This is a genomic window from Burkholderia sp. AW33-5, from assembly GCF_053427615.1.
Window position 1 is genome coordinate 180,185 of sequence record NZ_JBSAXA010000013.1, and the last position, 18,531, is coordinate 198,715.

Sequence of the window (18,531 nt, forward strand, 5' to 3'; positions counted from 1 at the left end):
CCGGGCGTGCGAGTGGTCTACTGATGCCGGACTGCCGGGGGGATGTCAGCGCACTGCGCGCGTCCGTCCGTGCGGACGACACCACACACGCCGGAGCAGCACGTGAAAAACGAAATCAGAACCATCCTCAAGCACGTCGCCCACCTCGAAGCCGCGATCGATTCGATCGGTGACGGGGACGACCTCTACGAAGCGGGCCTCTCCTCGCTCGACACGATCCAGTTGATGCTCGCAATCGAGAAGCAGTTCAACATCGAGATTCCCGACGAGATGCTGAACCGCAATCTGTTCCGCAGCATCGACGCGCTCGCGGATACGATCGCGACCCTGCAACGCTCCGAGCATTCCGCATGAGCGCGCTGCTTCCCGAACTCGCAGCCGACGACGAAGCACGCCGGCTCGACGAGGCCGCGCATGCCGTCGCGCAAATCGCCGCCCAACATGCGGATGCGGTCGATCGCGACGCGCGCTGCCCCGTCGAAGCGATCGAGGCCATGCGCGCGCGCCGCCTGCTGAGCGCAATGGTCCCGACCCGGCTCGGCGGTGCCGGCGCGTCGCTGGCCGACATCGCATCGGCATGCTCGATCCTCGGGCAAGCGTGCGCATCGTCGGCGATGGTGTTCGCGATGCACCAGATCCAGGTCGCGTGCATCGTCAATCACGCTGCCGACCAGGGCTGGCACAAGCTGTTCCTGCAGCAGCTCGTGCGCCATCAGTGGCTGCTCGCGTCGGCGACATCCGAAGACGGCGTCGGCGGCAACCTGCGCGCAAGCCAGTGCGCGCTCGACGCCAACGGCGGCGCATTCCGGCTGCACAAATCCGCACCGACGATCTCGTACGGCGACTATGCCGACGGCATCCTCGCGACCGCGCGGCGCGACGCCGACGCGCCGGCGTCCGAGCAGGTGCTCGTCACGCTGCTGCGCGACGGCTACACGCTCACGCGCCGCGGCGAATGGGACACGCTCGGCATGCGCGGAACGTGCAGCAACGGATTCGTGCTCGACGCACAGGGCGCGACCGAACAATGCCTGCCCGTGCCGTTCGCGCAGATCGCCGAGCAGACGATGGTGCCGGTTTCGCACATCCTGTGGGCGGCGGTGTGGATCGGCGTGGCCGGCGATGCGTTCCATCGCGCGCATCAGTTCTTCCGCGCGCAGGCACGCCAGACCGACGGCGCGCCGTCGCCCGCGTCGCGGCGCATCGCCGAATCGCTTGCGCTGATGCAGGCGATGCAGGCCCGCGTCGACAACGTACTGCGCCTCCATGCCAGCGCGTCGCCCCGCTCGTGGTCGGCCGGCATGGCCTGGGCCGCCGAGATCAACACGCTGAAAACCTATGTGTCGTCGACCGCGCTCGAAGTCGCACAGCAGGCGATGATGATCTGCGGGATGGCCGGCTACAAGCACGGCACGCCGTTCAGCATCGGCCGCCACCTGCGCGACCTGCACGCGGCGCCGCTGATGATCAGCAACGACCGCATTGCCGCCAATACCGCGAGCCTGCTGCTCGCATTGCGTCCCGCGACGCTGGAGAAACATTCGTGAACGACCGCCTGTCCGTGCCCTCTGCCGCCACCCCGTCCGACGCACCGCTCGACCGCGCGGGCGTCAATCCGTTGCGCGACGCGCTGATCGATGCGGGCCTGCTCGTGTCGACCGGCATCCAGGGCCTGTTCGGCCGCAGCGAACGGTTCGAGCGCGTCGTCGAAGCGCTCGACGCCTTCGTCACGCGCCTCGGCGCCGACCAGCAGGCCGAAGTGCTGCGCTTCCCGCCGGCGATGAGCCGCACCGAGTTCGAGCGCAGCGAATACATGAAGAGCTTCCCGCAGCTCGCGGGCAGCGTGCATGCGTTCTGCGGCGACGAGCAGCGCCACCAGCGCGTGCTGCAGTGCCTCGACCGCGGCGAGGACTGGACCGAAAGCCAGAAGCCGACTTACGTCGTTCTGACGCCGGCCGCCTGCTACCCGGTCTATCCGGTCGTCGCGCGCGCGGGTGCGCTGCCCGACGACGGCCGCATCGTCGACGTGTTCTCGTATTGCTTCCGCCACGAGCCGTCGCTCGACCCGACCCGCATGCAGCTGTTCCGGATGCGTGAATACGTGCGGATCGGCACGCCCGAGCAGATCGTCGCGTTCCGCGCGACGTGGATGGAGCGCGGCACGCGGATGATCGAGGCGCTGCGCCTGCCGAACGCGATCGATCTCGCGAACGATCCGTTCTTCGGGCGCGGCGGCAAGATCGTCGCGAACAGCCAGCGCGAGCAGAACCTGAAGTTCGAGCTTCTGATCCCCATCGAGCACGACGATCGCCAGACCGCGTGCCTGAGCTTCAACTACCACATGGATCACTTCGGATTGCTGTGGGACATCCGCACCGCGACGGGCGACGTCGCGCACACGGGCTGTGTCGGCTTCGGCCTCGAGCGGCTGACGCTCGCGCTGTTCCGTCATCACGGTTTCGACATCGACGCATGGCCGGCCGACGTTCGCGACGTGCTGTGGGGTACGCGATGAAATTCGTGTCCCGCGACGGCGAGGACGCGTCGTTCGAGGACGTGCGCCACCGCGCACGCCACTATCGGCCGCACCCGCTGCACAGTCAGGAGATGGTCTGGAAGCAGACCAACTGCTACGTCGACATGTGGCTCGAGGTGCTCCGCTGGTGGGGCCTGAATCCGTACGCGGCACTGCCGTTTACGATCGCGCTCGATTTCGAGGGCGACCAGTTCACGTTCTTCAAGTTTCCGCACGACGAACTGGAGCGGCTTTACGGAATCGTCGTGCAGGAGCATTCGATCTACGAGCCGCTCGACCAGCACGTCGAGACGCAGGTCGCGCGCGGTCACCTGATGATCGTCGAGGTCGACGCGTGGTTCCTGCCGGACACGCGCGGCAGCAGCTACCGCGCGCAGCATACGAAGACGACGATCGGCATCGACTCGATCGATCGCACGCACCGCCAGATCGGCTACTTCCACAACAGCGGCTATTACGTGGCCGAGGATGTGGACTACGACGGTCTCGTCGGCGGCGGTTCGCCGATGCCGCTGCCGCCGTACGTCGAGTGCGCGAAGCGGCGTTTCGCGCCGCTCGACGAGCGCGCGCTGTGCGAAGCCTCGCTCGCGGCGCTGCAGCGCCATCTGCGCCGCCTGCCGGTCGTCAATCCGGTCGCGGCGTTCCGGCGCCAGTTGCAGATCGATGCGAAATCGCTCGCCGATTCGCCGCTCGAACGGTTCCACGCGTACTCGTTCAATTCGGTGCGGCAACTCGGTGCGAACTTCGAACTGTTCGGCCATTACGCGCGCTGGCTGCAGGCCAGCGGCTGCGTCGGACCGTTCGCCGAGATTCGCACCGCCTGCGACCGCATCGCGTCCGAGGCGATGGTACTGGAGTTCCGCCTGGCGCGGGCCTGCGCGCGCGGCAAGGAAGAGCGCGGCGACGCGACGCTCGAAGCGATCGAAGCGGCCTACGCCGACCTGATCGACTGCGCGCGGCAGATCGTCCCGCCGCTTCAGCGCGCGGTGCCCGTTCGCGTCGACGCGGCCTCCGTGCCGTCGATGCGGTGAGACGCGCGCCCGCCGCGCTCGCGTGGTCGATGCTCGCCACGGCAGCGGGCGCCACGCGCGGGCCGCGCGATCTTCCCGCCGACGGCTGGATCGCCGCCCCCGTCCCCGGCACGGTCGCGCAAGCGCTCGTGCAGGCCGGACGCCCCGACGATACGGCGTCGCTCGACGAGCGCGACCACTGGTATCGCGTCGAACTGCACGGGCACGGGCCGCGCGTGCTGCGCTTTCACGGCCTCGCGACACTTGCCGAAGCGTGGCTCGACGACACGCCGATCCTGCGCTCCGACAGCATGTTCGTCGCGCACGACGTGCCCGTGTCGCTCGATGGCACACACCGCCTGACCGTCTGCTTCCGCGCCCTCGCGCCGCACGTGCGCGACGTGCGCGCACCGCGCCGTGCACGCTGGCGCACGCGACTGGCCGAACCGGCGACGCTGCGCACCGTTCGCACGTCGCTGCTCGGGCACATGCCCGGGTGGTTTCCGCGCTGCGTGCCGACCGGACCGTGGCGGCCCGTCGACGTGCTCGATCCGACCGCCGGGCCCGTTCTCGTTCATTGCGACCTGCATGCGCGCATCGATGGCGACACCGGCTGGCTCGACGCGGAACTCGCGTTCGCCGGGCCGCTGCCCGATGCGTTCACGGCCCGGCTGTCGTGCGGCGAGCACCACGCGACGCTCGAGCGCAGCGGCGCCGACCGGCTGCACGCGACCGTCGCGGTGCCGAACGTGCGCCGCTGGTGGCCGCACACGCACGGCGAACCGGTGCTCTATGAAGTCGCATTGCACATCGGCGCCGATCGACGACCGCTCGGCGCGACGGGTTTTCGCACGATCGAGCAGGACGCGGGCGACGACGGCAAGGGCTTCGGCCTGCGCGTGAACGGCGTGCGCGTGTTCGCGCGCGGCGCCTGCTGGAGCAGCGCCGCACCGCTCGCGCTGCACGCCGACGACGCAACCTATGGCCGGCTGCTCGGACTCGCGCGCGACGCCGGCTTCAACATGATTCGCGTCGGCGGCACGATGGCGTACGAGGCCGACGCATTCCACGCGTGGTGCGACCGGCTCGGACTGCTGGTCTGGCAGGACTTCATGTTCGCGAATTTCGATTACGCGCTCGACGATCGCGCGTTCGCGGACGCCGTCGATCGCGAAGCCGAACAGTTCCTCACGCGCCACCGCGCATCGCCATCGCTCGCGGTTCTGTGCGGCGGCAGCGAGATCGCGCAGCAGGCCGCGATGTCGGGGCTCGGGCCGAAGCAGCGCTTCCTCGAACTGACCGCCGAGCGCCTCGCCGGCCATGCGGCGGCGCGACGGCCCGACACGCTTTACGTCCCCGACTCGCCCGACGGCGGCGTGCTGCCGTTCATGCCGCGCGAACGCGTGTCGCACTATTACGGCGTCGGCGCGTACCTTCGCCCGCTCGACGACGCGCGTCGCGCCGACGTGCGCTTCGCAAGCGAATGTCTCGCGTTCGCGAACGTGCCGTGCGATGCGATGCTCGCAAGCGTCGGCTGGCCGGGCGTTCATGAGCCGCGCTGGAAAGCGGCCGTGCCGCGCGATCCCGGCACGTCGTGGGATTTCGACGATATTCGCGATCACTATCTGCAGACGTTGTACGAGGTGGCACCCGACCGCCTGCGGCGCGAGGATCCGTCGCGTTACTTCGAGCTGTCGCGCGCGGTGATCGCGGACCTGATGCGCGACACGTTCTCGGAATGGCGGCGCACCGGCTCACGCTGCGCGGGTGCGCTCGTCTGGCAGTTCCAAGACGTGATGGCGGGCGCCGGATGGGGCTTGCTCGATGCGACGCATCGGCCGAAATCGGCATGGTATGCGCTGCGCCAGGTACTTCAACCGGTGCAGGTCCTGCTCGTCGACGAAGGGTTGAACGGGCTCGACGTGCATGTGATCAACGAGCGGCCGGCGCCGCTGTCGGCAGCCGTCGAGCTGGTCGCGCTGCGCGACGGCCGTACGCCGGTCGCGCGGGCCGGCGGGGCCCTCCGGATCGCCGCGCACGACGCTGTGCGGCTCGAGTCGGCCGAATTGCTCGGCCGCTTTTTCGACTGGACCTATGCGTATCGCTTCGGCCCGTGCGAGCACGACACCGTCGTCGCGACGCTGCGCGCCGAGGGCGGCACGCTGCTGTCGCAGGCCTTCTACTTTCCGTCCCGCACGCATCCGGCCGTGTTCGCCCGCCGCGAACCCGGCATCGAGGCATGCGTGTCGCGCACCGGCGACACGTGGCACGTCGACATCGATACGCGCCACGTCGCGCGTCATGTGCAGATCGACGCACCGGGCTTCGTGCCGCGCGACGACTGGTTCGATCTCGCGCCCGGCACGCCGGCACGCGTCGCGCTCGTGCCGCTGGATAACACCGGCGACCATGCGGCCGCCGGTGCGCCACCGACCGTCGAGATCCGTGCGGTCAACGCCGCGCGAACCGTGCGCGCCGCGTTGGCCCGCTGACGCGGGCGGGACCGCTCACACGGTCGTACGGCCGCGCCGCGCACGTCAGTCCGACGAGCCCGTGCCGCGCGGCCGCTCGATTCCGTACGCTTCCATCCAGCGATAGAGCGTGGCACGCGACACGCCGAGCTCGCGCGCGGAAGCGGCGACGCGCCCGCGCGTGCGCAGCAGCGCGGTTTCGATCGCTTCGCGTTCGATCGACTTGCGGATATCGGCAACGGACGGCGACGCCGCGTCGAGACAGTATTCGAGCTCGAGGTCCTGCGCGGTGATCAGGCGCCCTTCCGTCATCACGACCGCGCGCCGCACGCGGTTGATCAGCTCGCGGACATTGCCCGGCCAGTCGTGCTTGTAGAGCGCCGTGATCGCATCCGTCGAGAAGCCGCGCACGCGATGGCGCGCGTCGCCACGAAAGCGTTCCAGCATGTGATGCGCGAGCAGCTCGATGTCCTTGCCGCGCGCACGCAGCGGCGGCTGATCGATGCGCATCACGCAAAGACGGTGGAACAAGTCCGCGCGGAAACGCCCTTCTTCCATCGCTTCGCGCAGGTCAACGTGCGTCGCGGAGACGATCCGCACGTCGACCGGCACCGGATCGCTGCCGCCGAGGCGATGAATCGCACGCTCCTGCAGGAAGCGCAGCAGGCTCGCCTGGCTCTCGTGCGGCAGGTCGCCGATTTCGTCGAGCAGCAGCGTGCCGCCGTTCGCGGCCTCGACGTAGCCGATCTTGCGTGCGTTCGCGCCGGTAAACGCGCCGCGCTCATAGCCGAACAGTTCCGATTGCAGCAGGTGGGGCGGGATCGCACCGCAGTTGACCGCGACGAACGGGCCATTGCGCCGTTCCGAATGACGATGGATCGCGACGGCCGTCAGTTCCTTGCCGGTTCCCGTTTCGCCGAAGACGAACACCGGTGCGTCGGTGCGCGCGAAGCGCCGCACCGTATCGAACAGCCGCAGCATCGCGCTGCAGGTGCCGACAATGCCGTGCTCCCGCGATTCGAGCGCTTCGCGATCGCGCGCGAACAGGCATTCCATTCCGTACGCATGGCCGACCGTATCGGCGATTCGTTGGTGCGACGCGGGCAACGTGATGTAGTCGAAGCAATAGTCGCGCAACAGTGCGCGCACGTTCGGCGAGGAGGTCTGACCGGTTTCGACGAGCGCAACCCATACGACATCGCGCATCGACGCGCAGGTCGACGCGATGCTGCCAATCGCGTCGGCGTGACCGCCGCTCAGGTCGAGGATGCCGCAAGTGATTTCGCCGGAGGTGTCGCGCAATTCGCTTGCGTGCGCGACGACCGCCACTTTCCAGTCGCGCCGAGTCAGTTCTTTGCGCAGCATGACGGACGGCGACCGGGTCCAGTAAATCAGAGGACGCAGCCCGGTAGTGCTCCCCACGTCGGCGCTCTTATCGCGCGCTATTGGCATATTCATAACGAACCATCACTTTCTCCACTCCGCGAACCGTCCGCGTGCGCCGCGGGCGGCGGCGCATGGCCGCCTGTCCGCGCTGCGTTTCCGCAGCTTTGGCGAAGATCGAAACTGCACACGGCGAGAGTCCCGGAGGTCGAGCCGGATATCATCCGGCCTTGTTGTCATCGAACTCGAAGGGAACGCACGACCGCAGGAGCCGCGGCGTTCCGGCTTTCATGCGACGCGCCGTCAGGCGGAGCACGTCGGCAAATGGGAATTCCGTCCGCATTCGCGTCGCGTCGTACACAACAGCCCCGCCCGATGCTGAACCGGACGGCCGCCAACCCACTGTCGGAATGGTGGCCTCATTTCATCCGCTCCTGAATTTACACCCCGTATCGAGACGGCCTTGTTAACAAAAGATAAACATCGATTCAGCCGATTACGCTGCCGCTCCGCCGGCGCGGCGCGCGTTTAGCGACTCAGATTTGATTATCTACGACCATTCGCTTCAATCAGTGGCAAATACCACTTTTCTGCAAGATCGGCGCCTCCCATTGCCCGGGATTCTCGCCTGAATCGCACAAAAATTCCGCGCAGCATGTTTCGTACGTCGGCAATCGCGTGTCCGCGCGACGCCAGCATGACACATGCGAGCCAGGTTGGACCGGATGCGTTCATTACAACATCGTTACGAAGCGGGCGGCCACATCGTCCGTCTTCTGCCGCGATGCAGCATGGCCTCCATGCCCGTCGCGCCACCGTCGCTGCCGACATGCCGGTGCGACAGGCATCGTACCGGTGCAGACCCGCACGACGCCCGAAATGGTCGGGCGGCGCGCTGTAGCAAGTATGCACGTGTTGGCCGGCGCGTCGAAACGATCGCGTCCGGATGAAGAATGCGCGCACCGCGATGAATTCGACGATGCGGTCGAGACTGGTCTGCACGCGGCAGCCGGCCGTGATGCGCGACCTGCCAGCCGTGACCGATCGCAATCTTCAAGTATGGCCTTCGTTCCTCAATCGCATTCGACGCGAACGGTCCGCTGCGTGTTTCGCAACGGGCCGTCGCGACGCGTCAATTATCGGAAAGCCACCATACGGCCACCGTGTGCTACCGCACATTGTCCCGCTCACGAAGCCCGTCCCGTTTCGCGCTTCCGGCACCGGTCGCGCGAAACGGGGGTAACGAGAGTGTGAGTACGCTTTCGAACAGACCGGCGCGCCCCGCATCCGCATCATGGACTCCGTCGAGCCGCGCGCAACGAATGCATTCATGCGGCCCGGCATGCTGAAGGCTTCACACGAGGACTGCATCATGGAATGGCATTGTTGTGAATTCGAACATCTGAGCGCCGTCGATCTCTATGCAATCCTGCGCTCGCGAAACGCGGTGCTGGTGGTCGAGGACGCGCACACTCATCTCGACATCGATGGCAAGGACACGCACGCGCTGCATGTGTTCGCGTACATGCACAAGGGCGACACGACGGAAGTCGTCGCCTACGCACGCGTGCTGCCCGGCGACGACGCCGATCCGGACGTCGTGATCGACAAGGTACTGACGAGCGAGACATGTCGCGACGACCGCACGCTCGAGCAGCTGATGCAGCGCGCGCTGACGGCCGCGCAGGCCGCATGGCCCGACGTGGCGGTGCGCACGCATGTTCCCGCACAACGCCAGGCTTTCTACAAACGCTTCGGATTCCGCAAGGCTTACGGCCCCTATCTCGAACAGGGCGAACCGTTCGTCGGCCTCGCCCGTCCGGCAGACCGCACCGCCGGCGCGCTGCGTCAGCTGCTGTCCCGGACCGTCTCGGCACCGCGATCGCGAAACGAGGACGGCCGCGCACGCAACCGGCTGCCCGCCGATACCGGAGTCAATCGATGAGCGCCATCCTTCGCCCGGTTCCCGAACCCGAGCTGCCCTGCATCCTGCCCGTCATTCTCGCCGGCGGTTCCGGCACACGGCTCTGGCCACTGTCCCGCGAACAGTATCCGAAGCAGCTGATCGAGCTGACCTCGAACGAATCGCCCCTGTCAGCGACTGCGCGCCGCCTGAACGGCATCGCGAACTCCGCGCTCGGGGACACGCTGCTGCTGGTATGCGGCGAACAGCATCGGATCATGAGTGCCGCGCAGGTGCTCGGGCGCGCAGCGCCCCCCCGTATCCTGCTCGAACCGGCCGCGCGCAATACAGCGCCCGCGCTGACGCTTGCGGCGTTCGACGCCAGTGCGCTCGCGGACGATCCCATCCTCGTGGTCATGCCCGCCGATCACGTGATCGGCGACGTCGCCGCATTCCAGGAAGCGATCGGACGCGCGGCGCGCTACGCACAGGAAAGTGCGATCGCCACCCTCGGCGTGCTGCCGCGCCGCGCGGAAACCGGCTACGGGTACATCCAGGTCGGCGAACCGCGCGCCGGCCGCCTCGGCGGACAAGGCGGTTATGCGATCGGCCGCTTCGTCGAGAAACCGGACGCCGCGCTCGCCGAACGCTACCTGCATTCGGGCGACTACTGGTGGAACAGCGGGATTTTCGTCACGCGCGCATCGATCTGGCTGAAGGCGATCGGCACGCTCGCGCCCGCCATCCATACGGCCTGCGACGCGGCATGGCGCGCGGGCAACGCCGAGGAACCTTTCTTCCGGGTCGACGCGGCGGCCTTCGACGCCTGTCCGTCCGACTCGATCGACTACGCGGTCATGGAACGCCTTGCGGAGCACCCAGAACTCGGCATCGAAGGCATCGTGGTGCCGCTTTCCGCAGGCTGGTCGGACGTCGGCACCTGGGATGCGATCTGGGAAATCATGCCGAAAGACGATCAGGGCAACGTCGCGCGCGGCCCGGTCGTGTTCGAGGATACGCAGGACAGTCTCGTGCGCTCGGAAGGCCGGCTGATTGCGTGCGTCGGGATGAAGGACGTCGTCGTGATCGAGACGCCCGACGCGGTGCTGGTCGCGAACAAGCACGACGTGCAGCGCGTGAAAAACATCGTCGCGCGCCTGAAGACCGAGCAGCGCCCGCAGGCGCGCGAACACCGCAAGGTGCAGCGGCCGTGGGGACACTTCGATTCGATCGATCTCGGCGAGCGGTTCCAGGTGAAGCGGATTGTCGTCGAACCCGGCAAGCGGCTGTCGCTGCAGATGCACTATCACCGCGCCGAGCACTGGATCGTCGTGCGCGGCACTGCGAAGGTCACGCGCGGCGACGAAACCTTTCTGCTCAGCGAAAACGAGTCGACCTACATCGCCGTCGGCGAGGTTCACCGCCTCGAGAATCCCGGCCGGATTCCGCTCGAGATCATCGAGGTGCAGTCGGGCGACTATCTCGGCGAAGACGATATCGTGCGGTTCGACGATCAGTATGGGCGCGCGATCGATGCACTCCCGCCGAAACCCGCCCCGCATTCGTCACCGAAAACACACGCGCAAGCCGCCGTGCCAGACACCGCCCGATAAGCGCGTTTCGGCGCGCCGTTGCACCTGTCACGCCCAGGCGCGTGGGCGCGGAACAGCCTGTCGCGTTTCACGTCAGAACCTCGGACACGTTGGCACGCGACCAACCATGGCGCGTTCACACTATCGCAAACCTTCAATGATCAAGGCGAAGTTGATAAAGGCAATGAACATCACATCGAGCTTGTCAAAGCGCGAGAAGATGCGTCGAAAGCCTTTCAAGCGGCGGAACAGTCGTTCGACTTCGTTGCGACGCTTGTACATTTCGCGGTCGTACTCCCAAGGCTCAACACGTGTACGCAGCGGCGGCACGACGGGAATGAAGCCAAGGTCGAGCGCGAGTTGCCGGGTTTCGTTGCCCTCGTAGGCTTTGTCCATCAGAAGGTACAGCGGCCGGTTCGACGGCCCCAGACTTTCGAGAAGTGCGCGCCCTTGCGGAGCATCGCCAGCTTGGCTGGGCGACAGAACAAACGTTATGGCTGTTCGAGCATCCGCGGCAACCATATGAATCTTGGTTGTCCATCCTCCGCGAGATTTTCCAATGGCTTGTGGTCCGTTTTTTTATGCGCCGGCCCCATCAGGATGAACTTTGACAATTGTGCTATCCAGCGATACCGCTTCGATCCGGACGCGGATAATCTACGCGCGCTGCAACTCCGTGAACACCCGGTCCAGCACACCGCTGCGGGACCAACGGTTCATGCGCGTGTAGATCGTGTGCCAACGGCCGAAGCGCGAAGGCAAACCGCGCCACTTGCAGCCTTGCTCGGCTACGTAAAGGATCGCATTGAGCACTTGCAGGTTCGACAGACTCACATTGCCTCGTTGGCGCGGCAGGCAGTGTTCGATCTGTTTGAATTGGGCTTCGGAGATTTCCATCTCCGAAGCATAACCTCAAACCAATAGTGTGAATACGCCCTGGGCCTCGGCTGTCCAATGTAAGCCATCGCACCCAGCATTTCGTGTATGCATAGCACAATGCTTTAGACACATGGAATCATACGTCCTCGAGCAAAGACGCACGAATAGTTGATGTGGATTTTCAGACTTTTTTACAGGTCGCAAAGTATTCTGCCCGCTTAAATACCTGCCCTGAATCGAGCGAACCGAGCCCTCGACCACGTAGGTATATCGCGCGATTGACCCACGCAAAACGAATGAAAGTGCCAGCTCGCTCCCAATCAAATCACTCAGCAATGCAAATCTTTTCAAACAAATCTGTCGAATGGATTGATCGTCATCGGCATCGCGATTCGTCGGACATTCGTTTCTACGGTCGAATAGACAGCCCCGACGATGAATAAACAAAAGATCGTTCATATTGTCGAAGCGTTTGGCGGCGGAGTACTTTCAATGCTCGTCCATCTCGCTAATCACGCTGCAGCAATGGGCGTCGACGTGACTGTTCTGCACTCCATCCGACCAGAAACGCCGGCCGATTTCACATCGCTCTTCGAGCCTCGCGTCAAACTCGTCCACGTCGAAATGGATCGAGAAGTCAGTGTTAGGAAAGACCTGCTCAGTGTTCGCGCGCTGGCCCGTATCCTTCGCCAATGTCATCCAAACGTAATCCATCTTCATTCGTCAAAGGCTGGCGTGCTGGGGCGGGCAGCGGCAAAGATAGCTGCGACTGGCGCGAGGGTGCTCTATTCCCCGCATGGACTTTCCTTCTTGCGCTCGGATGTTTCCCGTGCGAAGCAGCTCGCCTACTTGACCTTCGAGCGAATGGCCGCTCTCCTGGGTGGAACCATTGTCGCCTGCTCGGACAGCGAACTCAGGGAGATTCAAGGACGGGTTCGAGCGAAATCGGCGGTGCTGGTGGAAAACGGCATTAATGTCGTCGAAATTCCTTCGCGTCAGGCTCGTGGGGATCAAAAAATTGTGATCGGAATGAGTGGTCGCGCTTCGTTTCAGAAAAACCATCAAGCCTTCGTGCAACTGGCGGCCGAGCTGTATTCCTCCGACGTGGAGTTTCTCTGGATAGGCGGCAACCCCGACGACATTCCAGATCCTCAAGAAAGTCAAACCATTGTCTGCAGCGGCTGGGTGACGCGCTCACGCGCGCTCGAGTTGGCATCCGGACTGGATATCTACGTCCAGACATCCCGCTGGGAAGGCATGCCTGTCGCACTGATCGAAGCACAGGTCGCCGGCCTACCCGCCGTGGTGACGGACGTCGTCGGAAACCGCGACGTGGTTATTCACGGCGTGACCGGATATATCGCGTCAAGTGCCGACGAGATGGCACGGTATGTGGCCATGCTCTGCGACGACCCGCAACTTCGGGAGCAAATGGGGGAGTCGGCCAGAAAATTTGCACTTCATCGGTTTTCCATGAGCTCCATATTCCGACAGTGGCATGCCATTTACGGACTGGATAGGAACACTCGTCGCACAGATGCGCTGCATTTCGAACATGCCACTCCTGATCAGGTCAAGGCCTGACAAGCTGCTGAAATCGGGAACGGTGCCAGCCAGCCCCGACGGCAACACATTCGAGACATCGCGTGCATGACCTTGACCTACTGAACCGATGCACAGCATGGACGAGAGCCAAGAACCGCTGTCCGGCACAATCTGCGCGGAACTTGGCCGCGCGTCGACTTCACCTGATTTGACATGAGAAACTTCAAAAAGACAAAAAATCTCGTTTACAACGGCCGATTCACCACTCAAAAGACGACCGGGGTACAACGAGTTGCGCGTGAGTTGATCGCCGCCCTGGTCAGCGTGCAGCCGCAAGATTCAGTGACCGTCCTGGTTCCCCCACATACCGACGCAACGGTGAGCGGCGCCAGGACGATCAAGGTCGGTTTTTCCAAAGGTGTGATCTGGGAACAACTGGCACTCCCTCTTTTTGCATGCCGAGACCGTATCGTCAACCTAGGCAATTCTGGTTCCATTTTTCTCGGCAAGCAGATCATCTATATGCATGACGCAGCGGTGTTCGACACCCCTGCGCACTTCTCCCATCTGTTCCGGGTGTGGTACCGAATCATGTTCTGGATTCTTGCGCGTACGTCCATCTGCGTGTTGACTAACTCCCGCTTCTCGCGCGATCGCCTCGCTCACCATTGCCGTGTTTCTACAAAAAAAATCAGCGTCGTACCACTTGGCTCTGACCATCTCGACGCCCTGGAACCGGACACGACCGTATTGAACGAACTCTCACTCACGCCGGGTCGGTTCGTGCTTGCAGTCAGCAGCATGAATCCCACCAAGAACTTCGGTCGGCTGATTGCGGCATTTCGACAAATCAACGATCCGTCAGTAGATCTGGTCATCGTCGGCATGCGCAATGCCGCAGTTTTCGGAACGCAGGATGATATTTCAGCGATCGAGCCGAACGTCAAGTACGCCGGATATATCAGCGATGAGAAGCTGAAGTCGCTGTATCAAAATGCCGTCTGCTTCCTCTACCCGTCGATCTACGAAGGCTTCGGCATTCCGCCGCTTGAAGCAATGCGACACGGCTGCCCTACCCTGGTGGGGAGATCCGCTGCCCTACCCGAGGTCTGTGCCGATGCAGCACTTTACTGCGACCCCTATTCAGTTAACGATATTGCAGAAAAATTGCGAATTTTGCTTGATTCTGCCGAACTCAGGGAAGATCTGAAACACAAAGGGTTTTTGCACGCCGAGCAATACCGCTGGTGCAAAAGCGCGGAAATGATGACCAGAATATTCAATACACTTTAGAGACGGTTTCATAAGGTCTGATGGGTGCGCCGATGGGAATTCCGGTGAACTACCTGATTTCTTCGGGCCATTTCAATCTTGGAGAACGGCCTCGGTGATCCGCTTGGGATTTCCGGACCAGATCTAGAGCGAGTTTTCCGGCGTTTCGGGTTCGGTCGAACACGATGAAGGCGCCAGCTGACGGGCGAATTCGGCTGGCGCCAACTCTTTGAGAGCCGAGTGAGGACGGCTCTCGTCGTAATCCCGGCGCCACACCTCGACGATCGCCTTGGCTTCGCCCAGCGTTTCGAACCAATGTAGGTTCAAGCACTCATCGCGGAATGATCCGTTAAACGTCTCAAAGTGGCAATTGTCCGTCGGCTTACCGGGCCTGCTGAAGTCGATTTTTGCTCGGTAGTGGTACGCCCACATGTCGAGCAGGCGCCCGGAAAATTCGCTGCCATTGTCGACAAACAGATGCCGCGGGGCGCCGCGCCGAGCGGCGATTCGGTTCAATGCTGACACCACCGTTAGAGGTGGCCGCGCAAATTCGGACAGTCGGATAAGTGGAACGTCCGGGGCCTGAGCCAGCGATAATGCTGGCAAAGGAACCGAGGAAATGACGAAGAGAACCCGACGCACGCACTCAGCAGCGTTCAAAGCGAAGGTGGCGCTGGCCGCGGTCAAGGGCGAGCGCACGCTGGCCGAGCTGGCGCAGCAGTTCGATGTGCACCCGAACCAGATTACCGAATGGAAACGGCAATTGCAGGAGCGTGCGGCGGACGTGTTCGGCGCGGCAGGCATGCCGTCGAGCGAGCCGCCGGTGGACCTGACGGCGTTGCACGCCAAGATCGGCCGTAAGCGTCATTTCGTGGCCGCATGGACAGAGCTGAAGCAGGTGTCCAAAGTGATGTCCGTTACTTCAAGTGTTGGGGACTACTTTGGACACAAGCAATGCGCGGCCATCGAACCGCAAGGGCCGACCGAACTACACACCAGAGTACCGACGGCAAGTTGCCGTTGCGGCGTGCGAGCCGGGTATTTCGGTGGCCAAGCTCGCGCAGGCGCACGGACTGAATCCGAATATGGTGTTCAATTGGCGCCGGCAACTGCGGGCGGGCCTGTTTGAAGGGGTGGCGCATAGCACAGCGGTGTTGCTGCCCGTGGTGCTACCTGATGCACCGAGCGGCGAGATCGCAGAACCGGCGTCGCTCGCTCTACAGCCTGTCGAGCCACATCGCGTGAGCGTACCGGCAGGGTCGGGCATTGAGATCGAACTGAACGGTGCCCGTGTGCGCGTCACGGGCATGGTCGACCCCGTGCAGTTGCGCCTCGTGCTGCGCTGCCTGATGCCAGCATGATTGCGCCGCCAGGCGGTACCCGCGTATGGCTGGCAGCGGGCGTTACCGATATGCGCCGTGGCATGGATGGACTTGCCGCGCTGGTGCAGTCAGCACTCGGACGTGATCCCTTCTCGGGGCACATCTTCCTGTTTCGTGGGCGTCGCGGTGACCTCATCAAGATTTTATGGTGGAGCGGCGACGGCATGAACCTGTACGCGAAACGACTCGAGCGTGGGCGCTTCGTGTGACCGCAGGCGGACTCGGGTGCAGTCCATCTGTCTGCTGCCCAACTGTCGATGCTGCTCGAGGGGATTGACTGGCGGCATCCAGAGCGGACGTGGCAGCCGACGCGCGCGGCGTAACGCCGGGTGCGCGAACCCACAAGCGCGTGGGCTTCATTTACACTGGCATGCATGCCAGCCAACCATTTGCCCGATGACATCGCCGCTCTCAAGCGCATCGTCGCCTCGCGCGACGAGACCATCGCGCAGTTGCTGGCCGAGATCTCGCGGCTGAAGCGATGGCAGTATGGCCGTTCATCGGAGCGCATGACCGAACTGATGGACCAGCTGCAGCTCGCGCTCGGTGAGCTTCCCGTTCCTGAATCGACCATGGCCGCAACGTCGAAGGTGCCCGATGCTGCTGATACATCGGCCACAACGAACGTCGTTCCGCTGCGCCGCAAGTCGCGGCACTTCCCCGCCCATCTTCCCCGCGAAACGGTTGTGCATGCGCCGTCAAACTGCGGATGCCCGGAATGCGGCAAACAGATGCGTGCGCTCGGCGAAGACGTCTCGGAGGTGCTCGACTATGTGCCCGGCTACTTCAAGGTACTGCGTCACGTCCGTCCGAAGCTGAGCTGCCCGCGCTGCGCCGCAGTAGTACAGGAGCCGGCACCTTCGCGGCCGATAGCACGCTCGATGGCGGATGCGGGGCTGCTCGCACAGGTCGTCGTCGCGAAGTACGCTGACCATATGCCGCTATACCGGCAGACCGGCATCTATCACCGTGCGGGCATCGAACTGGACCGGGCAACACTGGCTTCGTGGGTTCGTGAAGCGGCTGCACTGCTGCAGCCGCTGTCCGATGCACTCGGTCGTTACGTGCTCGACGCAGACAAGATCCACACCGACGACACGCCCGTGCCTGTGCTGGAGCCGGGGCGTGGCAAGACACGCACGGCGCGCCTATGGACCTATGTGCGCGATGACCGCCCGGCGGGAAGCCGCGCGCCACCAGGAGTCTGGTACAGGTACTCGCCCGACCGCAAAGGTGAGCGACCTCGGGAGCATCTGGCGGGCTACACGGGAATCCTCCAGGCAGATGCCTTCAGCGGGTATGACGCCCTGTATCGTGACGGCACGGTCATCGAGGCCGGATGCTGGGCGCATGCGCGGCGCAAGTTCTACGACCTGTACAAGCTGGACAGCTCACCGATTGCCGAAGAAGCATTGCGCCGCATTGGGGCGCTATATGCTGTTGAACGCGAGGTTCGCGGCCAGACACCGGACGTGCGCCTGTCTGCGCGTCAGCAACGCTCGGCGCCGTTGCTCACTGAGCTGAAGGCCTGGCTCGAACACACGCTGTCACAGGTCTCGGCGAAGTCGGGGCTGGCGAAGGCGATCAGATACTCGCTGGGGCACTGGCACGCACTCACACGGTATTGCGAAGACAGGCGCGTCGAGGTGGACAACAATACGGCGGAGCGCGCGATCAGGCCGCTGGTTCTCGGCAGGCGCAATTATCTGTTCGCAGGCTCCGACGGCGGTAGCCAAAGCGCGGCGGTGATCTATAGCCTGATCGGTACGGCGCGCCTGAACGGCATCGAGCCGTTTGCCTACCTGCGCACGGTGTTTGAGCGCATCGCCGATCATCCCATCAACAGCATCGACGAGTTGCTGCCATGGCGCCTGATGCCGGCTGCACGCGTCGAACAGCAAGCCGCCTAACAATCAATCCGATGGTCCAACCCCGCAAACCTGCTGTGCGCCTGGTCAAGGCGCCAGTGCCCGATTATGTGCTGCGCGTTGATCTGAAGTACATTAAGCCGGCGATCTGGCGACGAATCATCGTTCCCGGCTCGATCCGGCTGGGCAAGCTGCATGTGGTGCTGCAACTGGCCATGGGCTGGGAAGGCGGGCACCTGCACGAGTTCGTCTTCGGCGAAACCAACTATGGTGAACCTGATGACTTCGGATTCCAGAGCGATCCGCCAATGCTCAATGAAGCACGGGTCACGCTGGCGAAGGCACTGGGCGGGCTGAAGTCATTCACCTACATCTACGACTACGGCGACAACTGGCAGCATCGGATCAAGGTCGAGAAGGCACTCGTGCCTGATCCCGACATACGTCGACCGTTGTGCCTGGATGGGCAGAATGCGTGTCCGCCGGAAGACGTCGGTGGCGTGCCCGGATATGCAGACTTCCTCGAGGCGATTGCAGATCCGACGCACGAGGAGCACGACCACTTCCTCGAGTGGTGTGGCGGCAGCTTCGATCCCGCCGCCTTCGATCTCGTGCTCGCGAATCAGCAGCTCTCGGAAGTCAAGTTCTGATCGTCAAGACGGCCTCGGATTGACGCTTACGCGCGGCATA

The 18,531-nt window shown here is 63.9% G+C and carries 14 protein-coding genes and 3 pseudogenes; 14 read left to right on the forward strand and 3 right to left on the reverse strand.

The features are described from left to right. Window positions 1–102 precede the first annotated feature (102 nt). The 5 genes from ACV22V_RS21200 to ACV22V_RS21220 are packed head-to-tail and all read left to right on the forward strand — an operon-like array spanning window position 103 to window position 6,038. Window positions 103–354, forward strand: coding sequence for an acyl carrier protein (locus tag ACV22V_RS21200; protein WP_047903457.1), 252 nt, complete (start codon window positions 103–105; stop codon window positions 352–354). Further along, window positions 351–1,547 (forward strand): acyl-CoA dehydrogenase family protein, encoded by a 1,197-nt coding sequence (locus tag ACV22V_RS21205; RefSeq protein ID WP_448015471.1) that lies wholly within the window; start codon window positions 351–353, stop codon window positions 1,545–1,547. The genes ACV22V_RS21200 and ACV22V_RS21205 overlap by 4 nt, the downstream gene beginning before the upstream one ends. After that, window positions 1,544–2,515, forward strand: a complete 972-nt coding sequence (locus ACV22V_RS21210) for an amino acid--[acyl-carrier-protein] ligase (protein WP_059525165.1) — start codon at window positions 1,544–1,546, stop codon at window positions 2,513–2,515. Before ACV22V_RS21205 ends, ACV22V_RS21210 begins: the two co-directional genes overlap by 4 nt. Further along, window positions 2,512–3,567 (forward strand): DUF1839 family protein, encoded by a 1,056-nt coding sequence (locus ACV22V_RS21215; protein WP_448015473.1) that lies wholly within the window; start codon window positions 2,512–2,514, stop codon window positions 3,565–3,567. The genes ACV22V_RS21210 and ACV22V_RS21215 overlap by 4 nt, the downstream gene beginning before the upstream one ends. Continuing rightward, on the forward strand, window positions 3,564–6,038 hold the full coding sequence (locus ACV22V_RS21220; RefSeq protein WP_448015475.1) for a glycoside hydrolase family 2 protein: 2,475 nt from the start codon (window positions 3,564–3,566) through the stop codon (window positions 6,036–6,038). Before ACV22V_RS21215 ends, ACV22V_RS21220 begins: the two co-directional genes overlap by 4 nt. Window positions 6,039–6,083: 45 nt before the next feature. Here the strand turns inward: ACV22V_RS21220 and ACV22V_RS21225 are convergent, their stop codons facing one another. Continuing rightward, window positions 6,084–7,475: a sigma 54-interacting transcriptional regulator gene (locus ACV22V_RS21225; RefSeq protein ID WP_448015477.1), complete on the reverse strand. Its 1,392-nt coding sequence runs from the start codon at window positions 7,473–7,475 to the stop codon at window positions 6,084–6,086. Window positions 7,476–8,772: 1,297 nt separating this feature from the next. On the opposite strand from ACV22V_RS21225, the gene ACV22V_RS21230 reads away from it, so the two are divergent. Further along, the gene (locus ACV22V_RS21230; RefSeq protein ID WP_448015492.1) at window positions 8,773–9,345 is read left to right on the forward strand and encodes a drug:proton antiporter; all 573 of its coding nucleotides are present in this window, start codon (window positions 8,773–8,775) and stop codon (window positions 9,343–9,345) included. Beyond that, on the forward strand, window positions 9,342–10,916 hold the full coding sequence (locus ACV22V_RS21235) for a mannose-1-phosphate guanylyltransferase/mannose-6-phosphate isomerase (RefSeq protein WP_448015479.1): 1,575 nt from the start codon (window positions 9,342–9,344) through the stop codon (window positions 10,914–10,916). The genes ACV22V_RS21230 and ACV22V_RS21235 overlap by 4 nt, the downstream gene beginning before the upstream one ends. Window positions 10,917–11,036: 120 nt before the next feature. Here ACV22V_RS21235 and ACV22V_RS21240 read toward each other — a convergent pair. Beyond that, window positions 11,037–11,792: pseudogene (locus ACV22V_RS21240) on the reverse strand (IS5 family transposase). 417 nt (window positions 11,793–12,209) lie between these two features. Here ACV22V_RS21240 and ACV22V_RS21245 point away from each other — a divergent pair. After that, a complete protein-coding gene (locus ACV22V_RS21245; protein ID WP_448015481.1) occupies window positions 12,210–13,358 on the forward strand; it encodes a glycosyltransferase in 1,149 nt (382 codons plus the stop codon). 174 nt (window positions 13,359–13,532) lie between these two features. Further along, window positions 13,533–14,612 (forward strand): glycosyltransferase family 4 protein, encoded by a 1,080-nt coding sequence (locus ACV22V_RS21250; protein ID WP_448015483.1) that lies wholly within the window; start codon window positions 13,533–13,535, stop codon window positions 14,610–14,612. Between the two features lie 123 nt (window positions 14,613–14,735). Here the strand turns inward: ACV22V_RS21250 and ACV22V_RS21255 are convergent. Beyond that, window positions 14,736–15,119 (reverse strand): annotated as a pseudogene (locus ACV22V_RS21255) (integrase core domain-containing protein); the annotation flags it as partial. 91 nt (window positions 15,120–15,210) lie between these two features. Between ACV22V_RS21255 and ACV22V_RS21260 the strand changes: the two are divergent. From ACV22V_RS21260 to ACV22V_RS21280, 5 genes and pseudogenes are all read left to right on the forward strand, one after another. Beyond that, window positions 15,211–15,447, forward strand: a pseudogene (locus ACV22V_RS21260) (transposase); the annotation flags it as partial. A gap of 70 nt (window positions 15,448–15,517) precedes the next feature. Next, window positions 15,518–15,952, forward strand: coding sequence for an IS66-like element accessory protein TnpA (gene tnpA, locus ACV22V_RS21265; protein ID WP_448015484.1), 435 nt, complete (start codon window positions 15,518–15,520; stop codon window positions 15,950–15,952). Continuing rightward, window positions 15,949–16,182: an IS66 family insertion sequence element accessory protein TnpB gene (gene tnpB / locus ACV22V_RS21270; protein ID WP_448015485.1), complete on the forward strand. Its 234-nt coding sequence runs from the start codon at window positions 15,949–15,951 to the stop codon at window positions 16,180–16,182. Before tnpA ends, tnpB begins: the two co-directional genes overlap by 4 nt. A gap of 165 nt (window positions 16,183–16,347) precedes the next feature. Next, a complete protein-coding gene (gene tnpC / locus ACV22V_RS21275; RefSeq protein ID WP_448015486.1) occupies window positions 16,348–17,883 on the forward strand; it encodes an IS66 family transposase in 1,536 nt (511 codons plus the stop codon). An 11-nt stretch (window positions 17,884–17,894) separates the two neighbouring features. Next, window positions 17,895–18,491 (forward strand): plasmid pRiA4b ORF-3 family protein, encoded by a 597-nt coding sequence (locus ACV22V_RS21280; RefSeq protein ID WP_448015487.1) that lies wholly within the window; start codon window positions 17,895–17,897, stop codon window positions 18,489–18,491. The last annotated feature ends 40 nt before the right edge of the window (window positions 18,492–18,531 follow it).